General features: G+C 61.3%; 26 protein-coding genes and 1 tRNA gene. 16 read left to right on the forward strand and 11 right to left on the reverse strand.

The genetic code is table 11. The annotated features are described in order from the left end of the window. The first annotated feature begins 31 nt into the window (after positions 1-31). Positions 32-121 (forward strand) — tRNA-Ser (locus tag JQK88_RS14250). A gap of 119 nt (positions 122-240) precedes the next feature. Here JQK88_RS14250 and JQK88_RS14255 read toward each other — a convergent pair. Further along, positions 241-2,241 carry an AI-2E family transporter gene (locus JQK88_RS14255; RefSeq protein WP_203278629.1) on the reverse strand — a complete coding sequence of 667 codons (2,001 nt, stop codon included), beginning with the start codon at positions 2,239-2,241 and terminating at the stop codon, positions 241-243. Positions 2,242-2,595: 354 nt separating this feature from the next. Between JQK88_RS14255 and JQK88_RS14260 the strand changes: the two genes are divergently transcribed. Beyond that, the gene (locus JQK88_RS14260; RefSeq protein WP_203278630.1) at positions 2,596-3,540 is read left to right on the forward strand and encodes a DMT family transporter; all 945 of its coding nucleotides are present in this window, start codon (positions 2,596-2,598) and stop codon (positions 3,538-3,540) included. A gap of 395 nt (positions 3,541-3,935) precedes the next feature. After that, on the forward strand, positions 3,936-4,127 hold the full coding sequence (locus tag JQK88_RS14265) for a hypothetical protein (protein ID WP_192259073.1): 192 nt from the start codon (positions 3,936-3,938) through the stop codon (positions 4,125-4,127). 51 nt (positions 4,128-4,178) lie between these two features. Here JQK88_RS14265 and JQK88_RS14270 read toward each other — a convergent pair whose 3' ends face one another. Further along, the gene (locus tag JQK88_RS14270) at positions 4,179-5,156 is read right to left on the reverse strand and encodes a L,D-transpeptidase family protein (RefSeq protein ID WP_312037270.1); all 978 of its coding nucleotides are present in this window, start codon (positions 5,154-5,156) and stop codon (positions 4,179-4,181) included. 171 nt (positions 5,157-5,327) lie between these two features. Continuing rightward, positions 5,328-5,942, reverse strand: a complete 615-nt coding sequence (locus JQK88_RS14275) for a DUF1236 domain-containing protein (protein WP_203278631.1) — start codon at positions 5,940-5,942, stop codon at positions 5,328-5,330. A 196-nt stretch (positions 5,943-6,138) separates the two neighbouring features. Between JQK88_RS14275 and JQK88_RS14280 the strand changes: the two genes are divergently transcribed. Then, positions 6,139-6,438 (forward strand): DUF1236 domain-containing protein, encoded by a 300-nt coding sequence (locus tag JQK88_RS14280; RefSeq protein WP_203278632.1) that lies wholly within the window; start codon positions 6,139-6,141, stop codon positions 6,436-6,438. A gap of 298 nt (positions 6,439-6,736) precedes the next feature. Here the strand turns inward: JQK88_RS14280 and JQK88_RS37390 are convergent, their stop codons facing one another. The 6 genes from JQK88_RS37390 to JQK88_RS14300 form a co-directional block, all read right to left on the reverse strand. After that, positions 6,737-7,006 carry a PilZ domain-containing protein gene (locus tag JQK88_RS37390; protein ID WP_376740402.1) on the reverse strand — a complete coding sequence of 90 codons (270 nt, stop codon included), beginning with the start codon at positions 7,004-7,006 and terminating at the stop codon, positions 6,737-6,739. Between the two features lie 63 nt (positions 7,007-7,069). Next, entirely contained in the window at positions 7,070-7,279 is a 210-nt protein-coding gene (locus JQK88_RS37155; protein ID WP_312037271.1) for a hypothetical protein, read from the reverse strand. 139 nt (positions 7,280-7,418) lie between these two features. After that, complete coding sequence (locus tag JQK88_RS14285) at positions 7,419-7,859, reverse strand: type 2 periplasmic-binding domain-containing protein (protein ID WP_376740403.1); 441 nt, start codon at positions 7,857-7,859, stop codon at positions 7,419-7,421. Continuing rightward, positions 7,856-8,431, reverse strand: coding sequence for a DUF308 domain-containing protein (locus tag JQK88_RS14290; protein ID WP_203278633.1), 576 nt, complete (start codon positions 8,429-8,431; stop codon positions 7,856-7,858). The genes JQK88_RS14285 and JQK88_RS14290 overlap by 4 nt, the downstream gene beginning before the upstream one ends. Positions 8,432-8,539: 108 nt before the next feature. Beyond that, positions 8,540-9,127 (reverse strand): TetR/AcrR family transcriptional regulator, encoded by a 588-nt coding sequence (locus JQK88_RS14295; RefSeq protein ID WP_203278634.1) that lies wholly within the window; start codon positions 9,125-9,127, stop codon positions 8,540-8,542. 192 nt (positions 9,128-9,319) lie between these two features. Continuing rightward, positions 9,320-9,658 carry a hypothetical protein gene (locus JQK88_RS14300; RefSeq protein WP_142866117.1) on the reverse strand — a complete coding sequence of 113 codons (339 nt, stop codon included), beginning with the start codon at positions 9,656-9,658 and terminating at the stop codon, positions 9,320-9,322. A 192-nt stretch (positions 9,659-9,850) separates the two neighbouring features. On the opposite strand from JQK88_RS14300, the gene JQK88_RS14305 reads away from it, so the two are divergent. Together JQK88_RS14305 and JQK88_RS14310 are read left to right on the forward strand one after the other, a co-directional pair. Next, positions 9,851-9,997: a hypothetical protein gene (locus JQK88_RS14305; protein WP_203278635.1), complete on the forward strand. Its 147-nt coding sequence runs from the start codon at positions 9,851-9,853 to the stop codon at positions 9,995-9,997. A 91-nt stretch (positions 9,998-10,088) separates the two neighbouring features. Further along, the gene (locus tag JQK88_RS14310; protein ID WP_162711959.1) at positions 10,089-10,352 is read left to right on the forward strand and encodes a hypothetical protein; all 264 of its coding nucleotides are present in this window, start codon (positions 10,089-10,091) and stop codon (positions 10,350-10,352) included. Positions 10,353-10,379: 27 nt separating this feature from the next. On the opposite strand, the gene JQK88_RS14315 is transcribed toward JQK88_RS14310, so the two are convergent. Further along, positions 10,380-10,913, reverse strand: a complete 534-nt coding sequence (locus JQK88_RS14315; RefSeq protein WP_203278636.1) for an inorganic diphosphatase — start codon at positions 10,911-10,913, stop codon at positions 10,380-10,382. Between the two features lie 103 nt (positions 10,914-11,016). Here JQK88_RS14315 and JQK88_RS14320 point away from each other — a divergent pair, with 103 nt between their 5' ends. From JQK88_RS14320 to JQK88_RS14365, 10 genes are all read left to right on the forward strand, one after another. Beyond that, positions 11,017-11,226 carry a hypothetical protein gene (locus JQK88_RS14320; protein ID WP_112559176.1) on the forward strand — a complete coding sequence of 70 codons (210 nt, stop codon included), beginning with the start codon at positions 11,017-11,019 and terminating at the stop codon, positions 11,224-11,226. Positions 11,227-11,361: 135 nt separating this feature from the next. Continuing rightward, positions 11,362-11,871 carry a YciE/YciF ferroxidase family protein gene (locus JQK88_RS14325; protein ID WP_192259080.1) on the forward strand — a complete coding sequence of 170 codons (510 nt, stop codon included), beginning with the start codon at positions 11,362-11,364 and terminating at the stop codon, positions 11,869-11,871. 99 nt (positions 11,872-11,970) lie between these two features. Next, entirely contained in the window at positions 11,971-12,492 is a 522-nt protein-coding gene (locus JQK88_RS14330; RefSeq protein WP_203278637.1) for a DUF6894 family protein, read from the forward strand. A gap of 34 nt (positions 12,493-12,526) precedes the next feature. Then, positions 12,527-13,135: a cysteine hydrolase family protein gene (locus tag JQK88_RS14335; RefSeq protein ID WP_203278638.1), complete on the forward strand. Its 609-nt coding sequence runs from the start codon at positions 12,527-12,529 to the stop codon at positions 13,133-13,135. A 20-nt stretch (positions 13,136-13,155) separates the two neighbouring features. After that, complete coding sequence (locus JQK88_RS14340; RefSeq protein ID WP_192259083.1) at positions 13,156-13,794, forward strand: DUF6766 family protein; 639 nt, start codon at positions 13,156-13,158, stop codon at positions 13,792-13,794. Positions 13,795-13,876: 82 nt separating this feature from the next. Beyond that, positions 13,877-14,044 carry a hypothetical protein gene (locus JQK88_RS14345; protein WP_203278639.1) on the forward strand — a complete coding sequence of 56 codons (168 nt, stop codon included), beginning with the start codon at positions 13,877-13,879 and terminating at the stop codon, positions 14,042-14,044. 266 nt (positions 14,045-14,310) lie between these two features. Further along, complete coding sequence (locus JQK88_RS14350) at positions 14,311-15,075, forward strand: DUF4142 domain-containing protein (protein ID WP_203278640.1); 765 nt, start codon at positions 14,311-14,313, stop codon at positions 15,073-15,075. 33 nt (positions 15,076-15,108) lie between these two features. Further along, positions 15,109-15,714, forward strand: coding sequence for a general stress protein (locus JQK88_RS14355; protein WP_203278641.1), 606 nt, complete (start codon positions 15,109-15,111; stop codon positions 15,712-15,714). An 89-nt stretch (positions 15,715-15,803) separates the two neighbouring features. Next, positions 15,804-17,915: a catalase gene (gene katE / locus JQK88_RS14360; protein ID WP_192259087.1), complete on the forward strand. Its 2,112-nt coding sequence runs from the start codon at positions 15,804-15,806 to the stop codon at positions 17,913-17,915. A gap of 39 nt (positions 17,916-17,954) precedes the next feature. Next, the gene (locus tag JQK88_RS14365; RefSeq protein ID WP_192259088.1) at positions 17,955-18,173 is read left to right on the forward strand and encodes a hypothetical protein; all 219 of its coding nucleotides are present in this window, start codon (positions 17,955-17,957) and stop codon (positions 18,171-18,173) included. 39 nt (positions 18,174-18,212) lie between these two features. Here the strand turns inward: JQK88_RS14365 and JQK88_RS14370 are convergent, their stop codons facing one another. After that, on the reverse strand, positions 18,213-19,358 hold the full coding sequence (locus JQK88_RS14370; protein ID WP_203278642.1) for an extracellular catalytic domain type 1 short-chain-length polyhydroxyalkanoate depolymerase: 1,146 nt from the start codon (positions 19,356-19,358) through the stop codon (positions 18,213-18,215). Between the last annotated feature and the right edge of the window lie 86 nt (positions 19,359-19,444).

Below are 19,444 nucleotides of genomic sequence, written 5' to 3' on the forward strand. Positions count from 1 at the left end.
CGGCAAAACCGGCCGGCGCGAATGCAAGGACGGAGAGGTGGCCGAGTGGTTGAAGGCGCACGCCTGGAAAGTGTGTTTACGGGAGACCGTAACGCGGGTTCGAATCCCGCTCTCTCCGCCAGTTTTCTTGCCTAACATATTGATTTTGTAGATAATTATGAACGCCTATCCGAGGATTGGCGTCACTACGGCCCTCGACCCCATTCGGCCTTCGCAGCAACCTAAAACACAGCGTCGGGGCTAGGCTGTTGCGGCGGTCGCCTGAGCCGGGACCCGTTTTCGAGGGGCAGGACGGCGTCGATCGCGGCGTTTTGAAACGACTTTTAGAGGGACGGCCGGCGCTGGAGACAGCGCGCCAAGCACAGCGTTGACCATGCCGTCAGCTACGAAATCGGCGCTAATGTCGGCGGCCAGAGCTTGCCTTTCTTGCCCGGCACCGCCCTGCTCCGCGTCCGACCAGAACACAATCCCAATTCTCAATCCTGCCTTGGCGCGTTTCAGTCGGCGGACCAGAAAGCGAGCATGCTTGAGGGAGTCCCGATTGAGGAAACCGACCACGACGGTGTCTATCGTCTCTAGGTCGAGATGACGGATACCTGCCGGCTCCATATCGACGAAACTTGCCTTCGCCACTGTTGCACCTTGCACCTCCAGCACCTGAGCGAGCATGGCGGCCGCCGCATCATCGAGTTCCCCGCGACCGCCGGCACAAAGCACCGACATGTCCTTGCCATCGGGCAACTCGATCTCCTCCTCTTCGGCGCCATCCAGTTCCTTGCTCGCGCTCCCTTCCGCGGTGGCTGTAGGTTCTTCTTCCTCGCTTGCTTCCTCCTGCGCATCGTCGGCAAGATTTGCCACAAGCATTTGGGCGCTCGCCGCCACCTGCCTTCGCTCCTGATCGCCCATCACGCCGCGCATGCGGTCCTGCTCGCCCAGCAGGAGAGCGGGAATGGCGACCTTGTCGTAGAAATCGATCAGATACTTCTCCTCGAGGATCTCCTCGGCATGGTCAGTGGCCTCGTCGGGATCGCCGGCCAGGAGCCGCTGATAGAGCCGGGCGTGAGGTTCGAGGACGGGCTCGTTGCCAAACAGGACGTCGAGAAATTCGAACTGCGGAACGTGTCGCCCGAGGACGACGAGACAGACTGTCAGCGGCGTCGAAAGGACCAGGCCGAGCGGCCCCCACAACCATGTCCAGAAGATCGCCGCAACGATGATGGCCAAAGGGGAAAGTCCCGTGCGCGAACCGTAGAGCCACGGTTCGACGACATTGCCGGTTACCAGTTCCATCACGATGAACAGTGCAGCGGTCCACAGCACCAGCGACCAGCCCGGTGCCACGGCCAAGGCGAGGAACAAGGGCAGCAGCGCGCCTATCACCGGGCCGATATAGGGAACGAAGCGAAGCGCCAGTGCCAGCAAACCCCACAGCAGCGCGTTGGGAATGCCGAGCACCCAAAGCCCGATCGCAATGGGTATTGCGTAGACGATGTTGACCACCAATTGCATGATGAGATAGCGGCCCACCCGCTTGCCGGCGTCCTGCAATGCTTGTGTCGTGCGATGGAGATCCCCGTAACCGACCAGGCGGATAAACCGGTCGCGCAGATCCTCGCGCTCGAGCAGCATGAAGATGACCACGATGATGATCAGGCCAGCCGATGCCAACGGGCTGATCAACGGTCCGATGATGTTTTGCAGGACCTCGAGCGGTCGCTCTCGGGCGACGATCTCGACGGGTACAGGCTCGCGGCGGGGCTTGTCCGCCGCAGGCGGCGTCACCTCCTGCTTGTCGATCTCCTGACCGACACGCTCGATCACCCCGCTTAGCCTGGCAATGATGCCGCCACCAACGCCCGTCTCCTTGAGGGAACGCACCTTGGTCAGAATGTTTGTCTGGTAGGCCGAAATGTTCTGGGCGAGCTCGCTCACCTGCGTCGCAACAATGAAGCTGAACAGGCCCAGAGCCGCAAATGCACCAATCACGCTGAGAAGGACTGCAGGAAGCCGAGGCAATCCGACGCGCTTCAGTGCGGAGACAACCGGCGCCAGCGCAAAGGTCAAAAGCAGCGCGATGGCAATCGGGAGAAAAACTTCGCGACCGAAATACAGGGCAGCTACCGTCGTGACGACAGTTGCGACGGTGGGCAGAGCCGTGCGCGGATGGGCGCTCCCGGCCGCAAGGATCCGTCCTAGCCCTCGCTCGGACGATGGGATGTCGTTTCGACGATTGGCAGCCACCTGATTCCCCCCGTTGCCTAACGATAGTTAGACCCATTCGGCTGCCGGGCAATGTTAGCAGGGTCGAATACATGCGTTTTGCGGCTTGCAGACTGATTTTCCGCCTCACGCTCTCTCAACCGTGAAACCGAGCTCGGGAACCTCCCGACTGTGAGTATGTCGATCTGCGTTCCCACTCCGCTTCGGGTCACGAATATGCTCAAAGAGGTGTCATGTGGGCCAGTTTCTCGGCCTGGCTGCTGATGTTTGGGTCGGTGTCCTGGCGGCGCCTCATCCTTTCAAAACGGATGCACAACCCAACGACGCAGGCTATGTTGCCCCGCCGGGCCTACGTCATCCAAGGGAGCGCATGACATGCAGGCAATGCCGATAGCGCATCAAGCCGCGCAATCCGAGGTCAAGCCCATATCCTCCTTGACCGGCTATCCCGCCGCCGTTCTGTGCTGGCTGCTTTCGGCTGGTGTCTATATTGCGGCAAAATGGGTGGCGCCTGAGATGCCACCCTGGGGCCTCTGTTTCTGGCGGCTGACGCTTGCTTGCGCCATCCTGCTGCCGATTGTCCACCGTCATCACGACGCGATGATCGGGCTTTTGCGCACTCGCGCCCTGGAGGTCGTCGCCGTGGGGGCGATCGGTCTCACGCTGTGCCAAGGTATGATCTACCATGGACTCAACGACACCGACGCCACCACTGCCGGCATCATCATGGCGCTGTCGCCTGTCATGACGATGGTGCTCGCCCGTTTCGTGCTCGGCGAGCCGCTCGGGCTGTGGAAGTCGCTTGGCGCGCTGGTTGCGCTCGCCGGGATGGTTTTCATCGTTGCCCACGGGAACCTGACGGCGCTGCTGCAACTCAAGTTCAACGCTGGTGAGCTGTGGATCGTCGGCAGCGCGTTCTGCTGGGGCCTGTACACCGTGCTTTTGCGCCGTGCCAAATTCGGCATCGAACTCCTGCCGATGGTCGTGCTGCTGCTGGGCGCTGGTGCGCTGGTCGCCTTGCCTTTCCATTTGTGGGAATTGTTCAACGACGAACGCTCCGCCATGAACGTCGACAGCATTCTCGCGCTCGCCTATCTGGCAGGTCCCGGTGGTGCCTTGATGTACTATCTCTACAACAAAAGCGTGGAAACGCTCGGCGCGAGCCGGGCGAGCATGCTGCTTTATCTGCAGACGGTGTTCGTCGCTATGCTCGCCTATCTTCTGCTCGGCGAAAAGTTGCACGATTACGACCTGGTCGGTGCGGCCTTCATCGTCGCCGGCATCGTACTTGCCACAGTGATCAAACCAAGGCCAGCTTAACCACCAAACCGACAACGCAACTTCGACAAGCGATTGCTTTGACCCGCGACCATGCTCCTGCCGCGTGCGATGTTGCGATGTTCGTCCGCAGCCGTCCCGCAGGCGCTGAACCGCGCTGATCGCAAGGTCGGTGGTTATCGCGCGATTGCCTCGTCGCAGGATTTTCGCCCCACTATGTCAAACTTTATTGCTGGCAATGGTCCCCCGGCGGATAATCCCTTTGCTTGACAGGGCGGGGTAGCCGGCGGCCTGCGCGCTTCTTCCGTGTAGGGAGAAGGCGCGGGTTGTCGGTTTGAATTTGGCCGAGACTCTAAAGACTTTTTGTTACTTGAAGAACTGATTTCGGCGGTCCCATAAATTCGTGATTGGCCACATTTCCGCGGGAGCAGTGCGAAATGGATGATGTAACATTCAACGCCTGGGTTTGCCCCTGTGTTGAAGTGATCGAGGCCCGCGGCGAATGGTTCGTCCGCGTGGTCGAGGATGACCAGGAGCTGACCCGATCATTCAATCTGGAATCGTTCGCACTGGCCTATGCGGAAGGTCAGCGAATACGGTTGGGGCTTGCGGACTTCAAGCGATTGTAGACCCTAGTAGCCTTGCATGCTCGGCCCTTAGGCAGCCCAAGTGCGTGTGGTCTAGTCGGCGAGCTTAATGTCTGCGTTCGCCATCTCGTCCTTGAAGCTAACTTTCGTGCCCTTCCGCACCATCGAGGCGAGGTCTTCGGCATCCCAGTTGGTCAGCCTGATGCAGCCATGCGAGAAGGTCGTGCCGATCTTGCCGGGTTCGGGCGTGCCGTGAATGCCGTAGCTTTCGATAGAGAGGTCGATCCAGACCGATCCAACGGGGTTGTTCGGCCCTGCAGCAATGGTGAAGGGCCGCCTGGTCTTTACTCCCTTGAAGGCGAAGTCCGGATCATAGTGGTATGTGGGATTGCGTACGACACGTTTGATCTCTGCCTGACCGCTTGGCGCCGGCTTCTCGTTGCTCCCGATCGAGGCCGGGTAGACTGCGAGCCATTTGCCAGAGGCGTCAAGCACGCGCACCTGGCGAGTGCCCTTGTCGATCTCGACCCCAGCAACAGCGGCGGGAGAATCGCCTCGGCCAACATCTGGGACCACCAACATCGTGCCGGCCTTCCTGAAGCCGATGCCGGGATTGAGCTTTCTGAGCAATTGCTCGCTGATATGGAACCGCTCCGCAATCTTCTCCGCCGCGTTGTGATAGCCAAGCCTCGACAGACGGGCCATCCTCTCCAGGCGAGCCGGAATGCGCTTGGTGAAAGGTCCGCGCACATCCTTGGGTGTCAGTTCGTAGGCCACCAGAACGGGACTAGCGGAGGTTGCCATCAGTTTGTCCCAGGTCTCCCGAGTGAGCTTGCCATCTGATGGGAATCCGTTCGCGGCCTGAAAGGCCCCAACCGCCTTGGCGAGGTTCTCTGAAAGGCGGCCGTCGATCATGCCCGGCGAGAATCGAGCGCGATCCAGAAGAATCTGGGCTTTCAGCACAGCTGGATTGACGCCTTTGGGTGGGCTGGCGACGAATTGGGCCTGATTGACGGCGGTTTGGTCCAGCTTGGCCGCCTCTGCCCCGCCGCAAGCGAGGACGAGCGCCACGGCGAAAAGGAGGAGCCTAAACATCGAGTCAACTCCGGAGTTGCATAGGACCTCCCTTATGACGCGGAACGGCCTTTGTGGTTCCGTTCGCCGACAGCTGATTCATCGGCAGATCTTATGGAAGGCTCGCCACGTCGATGTGGCGAGCCTTTTCAGTGCGACGGGCACTGGTCACGTCAGGATAAGCACGATCTTCAGCGTGTCCGGATCGACGATGACGATCCGACCGTCGGCCAAAACGAAATACTCGTAGGTTTCGTAGGCGGGTACGATCTTGACGATGCGCGCCGGCAGACGATGAAGCCGAATCTTGTGCCGGGGAATCTCGATGCCGACCGAAATGTCGAAATCGACATTGGACACCGGCTCGATCCTGGTCTGCTTGATGAGTTGGGTGATCTGAGTTTTCTGTTCGACCGTGACATTGGTGATGGAAGCAGTCGACCCCTGATCGGTCTGTGTCGAGGTCTTGCCCTGAGCCTGCTCGTCCGTCTGGACCTTGGGCTTACCCTGGGCCTGCTGATCGGTGGCCGCACCAGCCTTGCCCTGGGCCTGCTCGTCGGTCTTGAGCTTGGTCTTGCCCTGGGCCTGCTCATCCGTCTGGACCTTGGGCTTACCCTGGGCGTGCTCGTCCATCTTCATTTTCGAGCCTTTTTGACAGTCGGCCGTGCCGGCCGCGCAATTGGCGTCGGCGCCGGGTTTGGTCTCGGCTGGTTGTGTCTGCGCTGCTGCTGCCCCACAGCCAACGCCGAGCGCCAGCATGCTGGTGATCAGAATATGTTTCATAAGGAAGTCTCATCGAAAGGTGTCCGTCCCTTCATTGGGTAAACCTCAACCGAAAAGCTTTGTTCCAAGGAGAATTGGCAAAACCGACAGGCAGAAATTTGACGGAACAAGCCCCATCCGATGGCGTTTACGACCAGGAGACCCGGCTGCGAAACGCGCAGCGCAAGGGCTCGCTCACAGTGGAAAGGAGACGATCATGAGAATACATCTTACCACCGCCGCGGCAGGTCTTTTGCTACTCGCCGGCGTTGGCGCTGCAGCCGCTCAGGATGTGATCATCCAGCCTGAGCAGGAAACGGTAATCAAGGAGTATGTGCACAAACAGCCGCTGGCTTCCATTAAGCTTCCGGGCGTGGAACTCAATGTCGGTACGGCTCTGCCCGATACCGTCGAACTTCACGAAGTTCCCAACGTCAAATACCGCTATGTCGTGGTCGACAACCAAACCCTGGTGGTTGATCCTGGCACACGCAAGATCGTGAAGATTATTCAGTGATCCAAGTTCGTCCAAGCCCGCCGCTTTCCGGAGTGGCGGGCTTTTGCCGTGCCAAGTCGGCCGATTGAGCTAACCCCGGCCTAATTGATTGGCTGGGGGCCGGCGTGGGCGATCGAGATGCTCTCGATGAGACCCTTTTTGGCGGAACGGCCTGCCAGGCAACGGGACATTGGACGGTCGATCGGAAATAGCGTCCGCATCGGCGCAGCCGGTTACGATTCGGCTGGCCAATCCGAGCGGAGATTGCGGGCAAATCGGATGACATCCACACCGAGGGGTTTCCAGGGGCCACCGCCATCTATGTCTGCCTTCCCGAATCGAGTTGCACCCCAAGTCGCTCCTTCCTTCTCCACCGCACCACGGCGCGGTAGCTGGTGCGATCTACAGGAACGTGAAGCACGAAACGGTCGGGAATTGCGATGTCGGCCTTCACCCGCAACTCCGCACCGTGAGCGTGCTGGTTACAAACCAGACAATTGATGCTGACGTCGCCGGAGTCGATTGTCGCTTCCTTCAGAACAAGGTCACGGATATGCGACCGTCGCTCTATTGGTGGGTCAGTCGGCACTGCCTTATTCCTCTGATTTGACGAACCGAAACCTTTCGTTCCGGAACGCGGGATGGAAGGAAACTACCGGCCCAGCGGCTGCCTCGAAAGACTGACGAGCTCGGCTTCGTCGACCACGCCGGCCATATAGTTCGCAATAATCCGGGATGCGAGAGCCTCGCGTGCTTCTGGCGACTGACCGTCGAGCTTGAGCTGCTGGAATACTCGCCCCAACAGTTCGAGTTCGGATGGCTGCAGAATGCCAGCCTCCGTGGCTTTGCATCGAATGGGCACTTGTTATCCTCCACCGCGGTCAACGAACATACGACCGCGGCCAGGAAACTCAACTCCGCTGTTGAGGACGCCCAGGCGCGCAATGCCGTTTCGGACGTGCGAAGCTCTCACCCAGCGGCCTGTGCCGCGCTCGCCATCTTCATGGCGGATTGCCGGCCTGCTCCCGCAGCCAGGCGCAGAAATGCCTCGGAGCCATGCGGCGGTCGTCGACGCGCATCAGCGCAAAGTGCCAAGCGGGACCGCTCAGCACGTGACGGAAGGGGGCGACCAGAAGGCCTTGGGCCAACAGAGAACCGAACAGTGTGGGCGACAGCAGCGCCACACCACCACCTGCCAATGCGGCATTGGCGTTGAGTTCATGGGTCGGGAAATCGACTGCGGCGAACTGTATGGCCGACGGGATTTCGCCGTGCGCCATGATGAACCATTGTTCCCAGTCGGGATGCGGCAAGAGTTCGAAATCGGCCAGTTCCGCCGGAACGGCGAGCGAATGCGCTCCGAGCAGGGACGGCGCCAGCATTGGCGTCACGTCCACCGCAAGGCCGCCATCCCATCCTCGCCAGCCGTGCGGTATCTTCATCCCGCGGCCTGCGCCGACCTGCGCCGCGCGTCGCTCACCGTCAGCCAGACAGCGGAGACCAGGAAGTAGAAAGCGCCGAAGGCGGCATAGGGTGCGACGTTGGTGATGTCGATCGTCGCCGCACCGCCCGCCATCTTCACAAAGAAGATGCCGGCCAGCGCCGACTGGGCGCCGCTCAGCACCATTGCCCACTGCGCGCCGGACTTCCAGCGCCGGATGGCGGTGGCGAGCTGGAAAAGGCCGGACAGGACCGCCCAGACGCCGAACACCGCGAGCACCGCATTCATGGACTTGCCAAGCGCAATGGCGACCGCGACCGTGGTGACGATGCTGATGATGAAGTTAAGCAGCTGCGTCTTGTTGCGGTTCAGGCCGCCGCTGCGCCGGGCGTCGACGAAGTTGGCCAGCGCATCCCAGGCGGGATAGGCGACCAGCATGATGGCTGCCAGGGACGGCATTGCCCTGGCGACCGTGAACGCCAGCAGCACCCATGCGGCCGCCACGGCAAAGCGTGTGAAATAGTAGCTCTTGAGCCAGGTGGATTGGTTGGTTTCATTCGTGTTGGCAAGCATTCTGATTTTCCTTTCTCGTGGTTGATTTGATATACCTACTAGAAGGTAGGCATCGCGGGCACGTTGCGGGAATCGGTCGTGGCTCGCCCTCTGTCGCCAGATTTCCTGTTAGTGAACCTTCGCCGATAGACGTTGCACGGTTGGCGTCAGGATGGTGTCAAATATGGCAGGGTTGCCATAGGCACGCGCCGACAGCATCGCGCCATGGACAGTCGCCATGAACGTCTCAGCCTCCAGCTCGGCAGAGCCGGCGAATTGGAGAGCCCCCTGTTCGACGCCTCGCTGCATGACCTTGGTCAGCCAGGACGACAGGAACCTGAAGTAGGCCCGCACCTCGACGGCAATTTCAGGCGGCAGTGCCGGGAGTTCGCTGGCAAGCAGCGCGCAGACGCAAAACGGGACGCTCGCATCTTCAATGCATTTTGCCCAGTAGCCGGCATAGGTTTGAAGCAGTGCAAGCGGGTCAGGCAATTTGCTTTCCAGATCTGCCATGGCGATCTCGGTACGCTCGCGATGGCGCGCCACAAGCGTGCGAACAAGGTCGACCTTGCTGGGGAAATGATGGTGGATACTCGCCTTGCGGATTCCCACTTCGCCGGCGATATCGGCGTAGCTGAATCCGTTGTAGCCGCCCGCCACGATGAAGTTTCGCGCCGACGCCAAAATCTGATCGGAGGTCATTACAAGATTGCTCATGGCTGCTGCCTACCTACTAGTAGGGATGTTGTCAACCCTGGATTTCTGGGCGAGGCGCCAAGGCCAGAGGCTGAATTGGCAATCCACCCAGAAATGAAAAGCCCGCCGGTCGAGCCAGCGGGCGATAGGGCAGGAAACCTTACGGCCATTCCGCAAGAACGGAACAAGCCGCAAATACGCCTTTGCCGCCGGCTAGAACCAGCGGCGGTCGCGTTCCAGGGTTTGCCCGAGCAGCAGGCCGATCAGCAGCCCGGCAATGCCACCAAGGACGAAAGCGCTGCTGATCGTGCCGGGATTCTGCTGGACGGTTTCGGATACCGTCTGCGCCTGCGATCTCAGCTGCTGCGCTGCCCGGGCCGCACGCTCGGTCGCGCTGCCATACCAGCCACCTGCCTCCTCGACGGCATCTTCGGCACGGTCGGCAAGTGTCCGGTTTATCTTGCTGATCTCGCGCTTCAGCGATGCAACCTGCTTTTCCAGGGCCTCCTGGGCTTCTCGGGCGGAAATCTTCGGGGTTTCGTTGTCGGCCATGGGCTGTTCCTTTCGTTGAAGTAAAGGGAACGGCGAACAGACAAGGATGGTTCCGCTGCCCGCGCTCACCGCCATTCGCCTGGCCGGCCGCTAACTTTTGATGTTGAAAAACGCTTCGCGCGAGGCTTATAAAAATAGACGTTTCCCATTGCTCTTGAGGAGAGTTTCCCATTGCTCTTGAGGAGAATTGCGATGGATAACGTCCAGAGCAACAAAGTTGATCCACCCGCCATCGAAGTGGTCGAAGCCTGCGGCGAATGGTTCGTTCGCGTGGTCGAAGACGGCAAGGCAACCACAACGTCGTTCGAACTCGAGGCGTTCGCTCTGACCTTCGCTTAGGGCCAGCGAATGCGGCTGGGGTTGGAAAAGATCGCGCGGATTTAGCATTCGCTGCCAGTGCTTGATCGACTCGAAGACGGCAGCCCCGCCATTGACAGCCGAGTCCCTGCAAAACGACAGCGACATGCTTTTTGGGAACAGTCTCCCGATCCAACGGTTGTGCCTGATGGAGGGCACGCATTTGTCGAATCCATCAAGCCATGCTGAAACGTTGCGGACGGTGTCCGACCTGCTTCACCGCGCCCGCCTTGTCATTCGCGATGGCGGTCACGCGGTGGCGATGTTCGAAATAGACACGCTGCTGCAGGTCGCCCAGACAGAGGTTGCGCGCAGCCTCGAACGCAACGATCGCTGAACCTCCGCATGTCACTGCGAGCGGTGTTCATTTGCGGGTCGCGAAGGCTTTCATTCCCTTTTTGATGGACTTGCGGGCCGCCTTGGCGTCCTGCCAGCCTTTGAACCTGATCTCCTTGCCCGTTTCCGACACCGACGAGCGAAAGAACTGTTCGATCTCGCGCCTTAGATGCTCGGGCACGTGGTCCGCGGCGACCAGCTCGTCTTCTGCATCCTCCTTGCGTGGGCAAAAGATGTAGCGGTCATTGCGCAGGGCGGCGCCACCCTTGTCCTTCTGCTTGACCCGCAAGGCGCCCAGCAGGTCGCATTTGATGACGATGCCGGGGGCGGTCGCCGTCTGATGGATGACCAGCCCGTCGAGGGGATCGCCATCCTCGCCGAGTGTCGAAGGGATAAAGCCCCAGTCGTAGGGATAGGCCATCCCGACCGGCAATGGGCGGACATAGGCGAAGGCCTGGATGGCCGGGTCATAGGCCATTTTGGCGGCGGCGCCGCGCGGGGTCTCGATCACCACTCTCACCAGGCCTTTGGTCGTGGTCGGCAGTTTCAGATAGTCGGGCATCGGCGTGACTCTGTCGCGGGTTCGCTTCGAATGGAACTTCAAGACCAGAAGAATGTTCCGGAGGACAGGCCGCCACGGAGATCCCGGCTAAGGAGATTTCAGGATGACAAGAGCTGCTCTGCATCTGCTCAAGGGCGTCGGCTATCTGATTTCGACCGCCAGTGTCGTCCTGCTGGCCATCGTGAGTTGGTCGAGCGCTTCACAAGATCCGTTGCTGGTTGCCTGCCTGCTCGGCGGCGCCGCGGCATCGATCGTCGGGATGTTCTGCCGATGGCTCACCTATGAGATCGAAAAGCGCCAGGAGGACAAATAGACACCGGCCCGCCGTATGGACGCGGAGGGTTCGCAAGAGCGCAGAACCAATCCCTGATTAATCGATATCTCGGCGGAACCTGTTCCGGATGCCGGAGTTGACCTGAACTCCACCCCAAAGAAAGGACAAGCAACAATGGCAACGACCAAGGCATCCTCCAAAGACCTCAGCAACCTGTTTCACGATACCCTCAAGGACATCTATTTCGCCGAAAAGAAGATCCTGGCGACACTGCCCAAAATGGCCAAGGCAGCGCAGAGCCGTGACCTGAAGGCAGCTTTCGAAAAGCATCGCCGCCAGACCGAAGAGCATGTTGCCCGGCTGGAGAAAGTGTTCGCGGTCATCGGCAAGAAGCCGGTCGGCAAGACCTGTGCGGCGATCATGGGCATCACCGAGGAAGGCGCCGATGTCATGGACGAATACAAGGGCGCGGCGGCCCTCGATGCCGGCCTGCTGGCCGCGGCACAGTCCGTCGAGCATTACGAGATTTCGCGCTACGGCACGTTGCGCACCTGGGCCGCGGAACTCGGCTACAACGAGGCGGTGAACCTGCTCGAGCTGACGCTGAGCGAGGAAAAGGAAACCGATGCGGCGCTGACCCAACTCGCCGAGTCGGCGGTCAACGTCGCGGCGGAAGCAGCGTAAACAGCCGCACTTATGGGCGCTTCACAGCACGTGCCGTGGAGCCTCGATGCTCACGCATCGGGGCTCTTCACGCATCCAACCAGCGATCGGAATTCTTCCATGCAAATAATCCGGACTGAGGTCGACGACACGATCGGGCGCGGCGGCCAACCCGTTCGGCGCGTGGTGTTTTGCGGTGAAGGCGGCGAATGCGTCAGCGTCGACATGGCAAAGGCGCAAGCAGCCGAGAATGAGGGGGCCACCATCGAGCGGGCGAGAGCGGTGCTCGTGCAGTCCGCGACCTTCGGTTTGGCGGCCAACGACTACGAGGCTGAAAGCAGCGGCAATTTCGACGAAGTCGCGGTGACCGCCGTCAATGACGAGAGCGGTGCGACCTACATTTTTGAGTATCGCGATGGCGACGGCGCCCGCCAGGTTCCGGCCTCGACGATGCCAAGTTTCGAGGCGGCGCGCCAGGAAGCCATCCGCTGTGCCGTCGACGTGCTGGCCGACCTGCAACCGGGCACCGACGATCTGTCGGGCTGGCTGGTGCGGGTGCTCGACGAGAACGGCGGCCTGCTCTGCTCGATCGACGTTTCCGAGGCGGAAGCAGCGCGCCAAGCCGAGGTTGCCGCGTTTTGAAAGCGGTGAGGATCCATGTAGTCGGGAGTTGAGGATGGCGGCGCGTGGCCTGGTTCATGGCCCTCTGGGAGAAACCTGCCTTCATCTGTGCGTCGACATGCAACGGCTGTTCGCGCCCGAAGGGCCTTGGGCAGTACCCTGGGCGGAAAAGGTGCTCCCGGCGATTGAAGAGCTTGCCGGCAAACACCCCCATCAAACCGTGTTTACCCGCTTCATCCCTGCCGAGAAGCCCGGCGATGGAACCGGCATGTGGGCGCATTATTATCGACGCTGGGCGGACGTCACCCTTGCCAATATCGATCGCAGGCTCGTGGATATCATGCCGCAGCTGGCGCGTTTCGTTCCGCCCGCGACCGTGCTCGACAAGCGGGTTTATTCACCATGGACGGGAGGCCGCCTGGACGCTGCGCTGGCGGGGCGGGATGTCGACACGCTCGTCATCACGGGCGTGGAGACGGACGTGTGTGTGCTTGCCACACTGCTGGGCGCGATTGATCGAGGCTTCCGGGCGGTCGTGGTGACTGATGCCGTCTGCAGCTCGGCCGACCAGACCCATAATGCGCTAATGGAACTCTACCGATCGCGTTTTAGCGAACAGGTCGAGGCCGTTGCCATGCAGGACGTCCTGGAAAACTGGCACTAGGCGAAGACAGGACCACGAGCATGAGAGCCTTCCTCCGAAACAACGGACTGACCATTGCCTTGATCGCGATGTTCCTGCTCAGCGTTCTGGGCATGATCTGGTCAGGTCAGGCCGCGCATAATGAAGATCTCCGAGAGCACGGCGCGCCATTGGTCGGCCTGGCAGCCTATGTGACGAGCGGCGACTTCCTGGCTGCCTTGTTCGAAAACTGGGAAAGCGAATTCCTGCAGATGTCGGCCTATGTGATGCTGACCGCGATGCTCTATCAGCGCGGCTCGTCCGAGTCCCGCGATCCCGATGATCCCGACAGACCCAACGACCAGATCCGGTCGGCCATGCGCCGGCAGATGCCAATCCTGTCCTGGCTCTATTCATACTCGCTGGGGATAGCCTTGGCCGTGCTGTTCATAGCATCCTTCGTCCTGCACTGGTGGGGGAGTATGGCGGCGTCGAATGCCGAGGCGCTGCGCCATGGCGGCCAAACTCAATCGCTCGCAAGCTACCTCTTCGACGCAAAGCTCTGGTTCGAGTCTTTCCAGAACTGGCAGTCGGAATTTTTGTCCACAGCGGTGCTGGTGCTGCTCTCGATCGTCCTGCGGCACAAGGGCTCGCCGGAATCGAAGCCGGTGGGTGCGGCACATTCCGATACGGGTGACTAGGCAGGTCCGTGGCTTTGCCCAGCTATTGGCGGAACCGGCGGCTCGGATCTTTGTTTACGATCAAGCCCAGGAGGATGGAAACATGACCGCGAACGAAAACCATCGTGAGACCGGTGCCACCAAATACCCGGCACGGACCGGTCCCGACCCTTCGGACGATTTCTTCCAGGATGCCGCGGCCAACAAGAAGCCGCCAAGTGGCATGGGCTTAACCCGGCCCGTCGGAGACGTCGACGACAAGACACATTAGTCCGACGGCCAAAATCCTCCGAAGCCTGCCTCGCGCCCAGCCAGAAAATAGTCCGGCTACCTGCATGAATAAAGCCCGCCTGCCAGGACATCTGACGGGCGGGTTCAAACAAGATGGGCATCTTTACTCATAGCCGTGCAACGCTGCCCGCGCCATCTTGTTCCGCTGACGTTGCGTACCCGCCATAAACGTTCGCGCGGCGGAACAAAGCCCTCCGGTACTTGTTAGCCCCTCAGCACGATGTGTGCCTAACGAGGATCCTATTCATGAAAAACCGTATGCTTCTGGCTCTGGCCGCTGCCACTGCCATGACCTTCGCCTTGCCCGCGTTCGCCGCCGACAGCGCGCAGAATTTCGTCGACAAGGCCGCCGTCGGCGGCATGTTCGAGGTCGATTCCAGCAAGATCGCCGAGGGCAAGGCGCAGGACCAGGGCGTCAAGGATTTCGCCAAGAAGATGATCGACGATCATGGCGCAGCCAACGCCAAGCTCGAGACCATCGCCGGCGAGCAGAAGCTGACAGTGCCCAAGGAACTGGACGCCAAGCACAAGGCCGATCTCGACAGCCTGCAGAATGCCAAGGACGCTGTCGACAAGCCCTATGTCCAGTTGCAGCGCGATGCGCATTCGGAGGCGGTCACCCTGTTCGAGAGCTATGCCAAGGACGGCGACAACGCTCCGTTGAAGGCATTCGCCGCTGAGACGCTGCCGACGCTCAAGATGCACCAGGAAATGGTCGAGAAGATCGCCGCCACCGGTGCTTCCACCATGGGCGAGGCAGCCCCCGCCACGAGCTCGACCACCCCTGCCGTGACCACGACGGACACCGCCAATCCAGCCGCTCCCGTTCCCGGCGCCAACAGCTTCACCGAGGACCAGGCCAAGGATCGCATCCAGAATGCCGGCTACTCCGATGTGTCGAAGCTGACCAAGGACGACCAGGGCATCTGGCGCGGCCAGGCGACCAAGGACGGCAAGAACACCACCGTCGCGCTCGACTACCAGGGCAACATCGTTGCCGGCACCAACTGAACCGACTGAAACCAGATCGAGGAGATCAAGACCATGAAAAACGTAACCGGACTTTTCGACAATTACGATGACGCTTCCGATGCCGTCGGCGAGCTGGAGGCCAGCGGTATTCCGCATGCCGATATCAGCATCGTCGCCAACAATTCGGACGACTGGTACGAGGATGGCAACACCTCCAAGGCGGCTGAAGATGCAACCGGCGGTGCCGGCGTTGGCGCCGTCATCGGCGGCGCCGGTGGCCTGCTGACCGGTCTCGGCCTCATGGCCATCCCGGGCGTAGGTCCTGTCGTCGCAGCCGGCTGGCTGGCCGCCACCGCGGTCGGCGCCGTGGGCGGCGCGGTGGTCGGTGGTGCTGCCGGCGGCATCGTCGGGGCGCTGACCGATTCCGGCGTCTCGGAAAAGGATGCCCATGTCTATGCCGAGGGCGTTCGCCGCGGTGGCACCATGGTGACCGCCAGGGTCAGCGACGAGCTTGCCGGCGAAGCCGAGCGGATCCTAGGCCAGGCCAACGCGGTCAACCTGGAAGACCGCCGCGGCACCTACGAAGCCGGTGGTTGGACCGGTTTCGACCCCAAGGCCGACCCATACACCGACATCGAGGTGGAACGCGACAGGACGCGCAACGCCAGCCCGCTCTGATCATCGAAGCCCCGCCGCCGAAAGGCGGCGGGGCTTCATCTTATCGACCACCCAGGAATGCATCCACTCGCTACCCAAGGAACCCGTCCATGTCCAAGTCTCCAAGCCGCGTCAGCAATCAGGCTGTCATCCACGATCAGAAGCTGGTTCGAGGCGAAGGGGGCGAATTGCATCAGATTGCCGAGGGCGACGTTCCCGTCCTCACCACCGCCCAGGGCGGACCGGTCTCGGACGACCAGAATTCACTGAAGATCGGCGCGCGTGGGCCGACGGTGCTCGAAGACTTTCATTTCCGCGAGAAGATTTTCCACTTCGACCACGAACGCATCCCCGAACGCGTCGTGCATGCGCGCGGCTACGGCGCGCACGGCTATTTCGAGACTTATGAATCGCTGGCCAAATACACCCGTGCCGATATCTTCCAGCGCGCCGGCGAGAAGACGCCGGCCTTCGTGCGCTTCTCCACCGTTGCCGGCAACAAGGGCTCGGCCGATCTGGCGCGCGACGTGCGCGGCTTCGCCGTCAAGCTTTACACGCAGGAAGGCAATTGGGACATTGTCGGCAACAACATCCCGGTGTTCTTTATCCAGGACGCCATCAAGTTTCCCGACATGGTCCACGCCGTGAAGGAAGAGCCCGACCGCGCCTTTCCGCAGGCGCAATCGGCGCATGACAATTTCTGGGACTTCATCTCGCTGACGCCTGAGTCCATGCACATGATCATGTGGGTGATGTCGGACCGGGCGATCCCGCGCTCCTTCCGCTTCATGGAAGGCTTCGGCGTCCACACCTTCCGCATGCTCAACGCCAAGGACGAATCCACCTTCGTCAAGTTCCACTGGAAGCCGAAGCTCGGCCTTCAGTCGGTGGCCTGGAACGAGGCGGTCAAGATCAACGGCGCCGATCCCGATTTCCATCGCCGCGATCTCTGGGACTCGATCAAGGCCGGCGCGTTTCCCGAGTGGGAATTGCAGCTGCAATTGTTCGACCAGGATTTTGCGGACGGTTTCGATTTCGACGTGCTCGACGCCACCAAGCTGATCCCCGAAGAGATCCTGCCGCCGATCCCGGTTGGCCGTCTGGTTCTCGACCGCATGCCTGACAATTTTTTCGCGGAGACCGAACAGGTCGCCTTCATGACCCAGAACGTTCCACCCGGCATCGACTTCTCCAACGACCCGCTGCTGCAGGGCCGGAATTTTTCCTATCTCGACACGCAGATAAAGCGGCTGGGCAGCACCAACTTCACCCACATTCCGATCAATGCGCCGAAATGCCCGTTCCACAATTTCCAGCAGGACGGCCATATGGCGATGCGCAATCCGGTCGGCCGGGTAAACTACCAGCCGAACTCCTTCGGCGAAGGCCCAAGGGAATCGCCGCTGCGCGGCTTCCGCTCCTTTGCCGAAACCGAACAGGGTCCCAAACAGCGCATCCGCGCCGAAAGCTTCGCCGACCACTACAGCCAGGCGCGGCAGTTCTACATCAGCCAGACGCCGCCCGAGCAAGGCCATATCGCGGCAGCGCTGACCTTCGAGCTCAGCAAGGTGCAGACGCCTGTCATTCGCGAGCGCATGGTCTCCCACATGCTTAACATCGACGAAGGGCTGGCGAAGAAGGTCGGCGACGGGCTTGGCCTCAAGGCGATGCCGAAACCGGCCGATGCGGCCATCGCCACACGGCAGGATCTGGCTGCCGCGCCTTCGCTCAGCATCGTTGCCAACGGCCCCGATCGTTTCGAGGGCCGCAAGCTCGGCATATTGGTGACCGATGGCACCGATGCCGCACTTCTCAAGGCGCTGACCGCTGGATTGACCAAGGCCGGTGCGGTGTTCGAAATCATCGCCCCCAAGGTCGGCGGCGCCAGAGCCAGCGATGGCAGCCTGATCGAGGCGCAGCAGATGATCGGCGGCGGCCCGTCCGTGCTCTACGATGCGGTCGCTTTGCTGCCATCCAAGGCGGCGATGGCCGATCTGGTCAAGGAATCCACGGCGCGCGATTTCGTCGCCGATGCTTTCGCCCATTGCAAGTTCATCGGCTATGTCGAAGCCGCATCGCCGCTACTCGACAAGGCCGGCATTGCCGATAGCCTCGACGAGGGCTGCGTTGCCCTTTCCGGAGCCGAGGATGTCGCCGGCTTCCTGTCGGCCCTCGGTGCGCTGCGCCTATGGGCGCGCGAGCCGAAGGTGAAGATGGCATAGCCAAGCGTGACCCTGGTTGGCACAAGCAAGGAGTTCGACATGAACGATGACAGCGATCGGACGAAGGTCACAGGCAAGGCCTTGCGGGTCAACGACAACAGCGCGAGCGAGCGCGACGAAGCTGTCTTGCCGGCGCCGCCGAAGCCGCGCACCGATGCCGAACCGAACAAGGTGGAGGGCAACGCTCTGCGGGTGAACGACAACAGCGTCGAGGGGGAAGAGCCCGTCCCGTCGCCGGTCCCTGCTCGCAAGGAGTGAGCACGACGGGCGAGCCCGTAAGCTCGTCCGCCGCCAACGCTAGCGCATCAGCCCCGCTGCGCGCAGCGCATCTTCGATGACCTTGGTGATCCGGCCTGCCGTGCCGCGCGCGTTGGCAGGTTCCGGCGTAGGGTCGACACGGACCGCGCGCGGTTTTTCCTTCGGCGCGAAAGGCTGCAACGCGGCACCTGAAGCGGTTTCGGCATTCGCCTTGCGTCGCACCTTTGGCTCGGTCAGCTCCCAGAAATGGGCAATGTGCCGTGTCGAGGAAATCCCGACATCCAGCATGAACGGCCCTGCTCCGCCAAGGCCATCGTCGCCGCTCGTCTTCAGCGGCGTGCCATGGCCCATGCCGGCGATGGTGTATGTCTCCAAGACATCGCGCCCATTGCTGTCGGACCAGACCTTTCGCGTCTGACCGTCGACCTTTTCCGTGCGTGTCGGCCTCTCACCGACGCCATGCACGCTCTGCCATTGCGCCAGCACCGCGTCCGCATTGGCCGGCACGACGGTGGTGTCGGCCGAGCCTTGCCACACCGAAATCCTCGGCCACGGCCCCTTGTGTGACGAGGCCGCCCGCAACAGGCGCTGCAGCTCGGTTTTGGACGGGCCGCCATGGCCGCGCATGCGGTCGAAGGCTTCGGGGATGGTCGAGGCGCTGCCATAGGCAAGCCCGGCGATGATCGCACCACCGGCAAACACTTCGGGATATGCCGCCAGCATCGCCGCCGCCATGGCGCCGCCGGCGGACAGGCCGGTGATGAAGATCCGCTTGCGGTCGAGACCATGCGTGACGACAGCCGCCTCGATCATCTGGCGGATGGACGCCGCCTCGCCGCTGTCGCGGCTGATATCGCCTGGCACAAACCAGTTGAAGCAAAGATTGGCGTTGTTGGCGCGTTGCTGCTCAGGGAACAGCACGGCAAAACCCTGCTCCGCTGCGAGCTCGCTCCAGCCGGAACCGTGATCGTAGCCGGCGGCAGTCTGGGTACAGCCATGCAGCACGACGACCAGCGCCGCCTGCCGCGCCAGATTCTTCGGAAGATAGAGCCGCGCCCGCAAGGCGCCGGGATTGGACCCGAAGCCTGTCATGTCTGAGAGATGATCGTCCTTGCTCTGCCCGGAGCCAACCGGCCGGCCGCGTATCGCGCTTAGGCGAGCGATCGTATCGGATATATTTCGCAAATCGGTATCCTTGCGCGCCGGAATGGCAGTCGTGCACGACGCACTCGCAGCAATATCGTTGCTGCACTGCACAATAACAAGCTGCG

This window comes from Mesorhizobium caraganae, from assembly GCF_016836705.1.
Taxonomy (GTDB): domain Bacteria; phylum Pseudomonadota; class Alphaproteobacteria; order Rhizobiales; family Rhizobiaceae; genus Mesorhizobium; species Mesorhizobium caraganae.

What these genes read in the sequence shown, in the direction of transcription:
- JQK88_RS14320 (WP_112559176.1), top strand. Translation starts at nt 11,017, where the DNA reads ATGACAAGAGCTGCTCTGCATCTGCTCAAGGGCGTCGGCTATCTGATT.
- JQK88_RS14285 (WP_376740403.1), bottom strand. Translation starts at nt 7,859, where the DNA reads ATGAAGATACCGCACGGCTGGCGAGGATGGGATGGCGGCCTTGCGGTG.
- JQK88_RS14265 (WP_192259073.1), top strand. Translation starts at nt 3,936, where the DNA reads ATGGATGATGTAACATTCAACGCCTGGGTTTGCCCCTGTGTTGAAGTG.
- JQK88_RS14340 (WP_192259083.1), top strand. Translation starts at nt 13,156, where the DNA reads ATGAGAGCCTTCCTCCGAAACAACGGACTGACCATTGCCTTGATCGCG.
- JQK88_RS14280 (WP_203278632.1), top strand. Translation starts at nt 6,139, where the DNA reads ATGAGAATACATCTTACCACCGCCGCGGCAGGTCTTTTGCTACTCGCC.
- JQK88_RS14300 (WP_142866117.1), bottom strand. Translation starts at nt 9,658, where the DNA reads ATGGCCGACAACGAAACCCCGAAGATTTCCGCCCGAGAAGCCCAGGAG.
- JQK88_RS14335 (WP_203278638.1), top strand. Translation starts at nt 12,527, where the DNA reads ATGGCGGCGCGTGGCCTGGTTCATGGCCCTCTGGGAGAAACCTGCCTT.
- JQK88_RS14345 (WP_203278639.1), top strand. Translation starts at nt 13,877, where the DNA reads ATGACCGCGAACGAAAACCATCGTGAGACCGGTGCCACCAAATACCCG.
- JQK88_RS14315 (WP_203278636.1), bottom strand. Translation starts at nt 10,913, where the DNA reads ATGCCCGACTATCTGAAACTGCCGACCACGACCAAAGGCCTGGTGAGA.
- JQK88_RS14295 (WP_203278634.1), bottom strand. Translation starts at nt 9,127, where the DNA reads ATGAGCAATCTTGTAATGACCTCCGATCAGATTTTGGCGTCGGCGCGA.
- JQK88_RS14330 (WP_203278637.1), top strand. Translation starts at nt 11,971, where the DNA reads ATGCAAATAATCCGGACTGAGGTCGACGACACGATCGGGCGCGGCGGC.
- JQK88_RS14305 (WP_203278635.1), top strand. Translation starts at nt 9,851, where the DNA reads ATGGATAACGTCCAGAGCAACAAAGTTGATCCACCCGCCATCGAAGTG.
- JQK88_RS14260 (WP_203278630.1), top strand. Translation starts at nt 2,596, where the DNA reads ATGCAGGCAATGCCGATAGCGCATCAAGCCGCGCAATCCGAGGTCAAG.
- JQK88_RS14350 (WP_203278640.1), top strand. Translation starts at nt 14,311, where the DNA reads ATGAAAAACCGTATGCTTCTGGCTCTGGCCGCTGCCACTGCCATGACC.
- JQK88_RS14325 (WP_192259080.1), top strand. Translation starts at nt 11,362, where the DNA reads ATGGCAACGACCAAGGCATCCTCCAAAGACCTCAGCAACCTGTTTCAC.
- JQK88_RS14290 (WP_203278633.1), bottom strand. Translation starts at nt 8,431, where the DNA reads ATGCTTGCCAACACGAATGAAACCAACCAATCCACCTGGCTCAAGAGC.
- katE (WP_192259087.1), top strand. Translation starts at nt 15,804, where the DNA reads ATGTCCAAGTCTCCAAGCCGCGTCAGCAATCAGGCTGTCATCCACGAT.
- JQK88_RS14365 (WP_192259088.1), top strand. Translation starts at nt 17,955, where the DNA reads ATGAACGATGACAGCGATCGGACGAAGGTCACAGGCAAGGCCTTGCGG.
- JQK88_RS14355 (WP_203278641.1), top strand. Translation starts at nt 15,109, where the DNA reads ATGAAAAACGTAACCGGACTTTTCGACAATTACGATGACGCTTCCGAT.
- JQK88_RS14275 (WP_203278631.1), bottom strand. Translation starts at nt 5,942, where the DNA reads ATGAAACATATTCTGATCACCAGCATGCTGGCGCTCGGCGTTGGCTGT.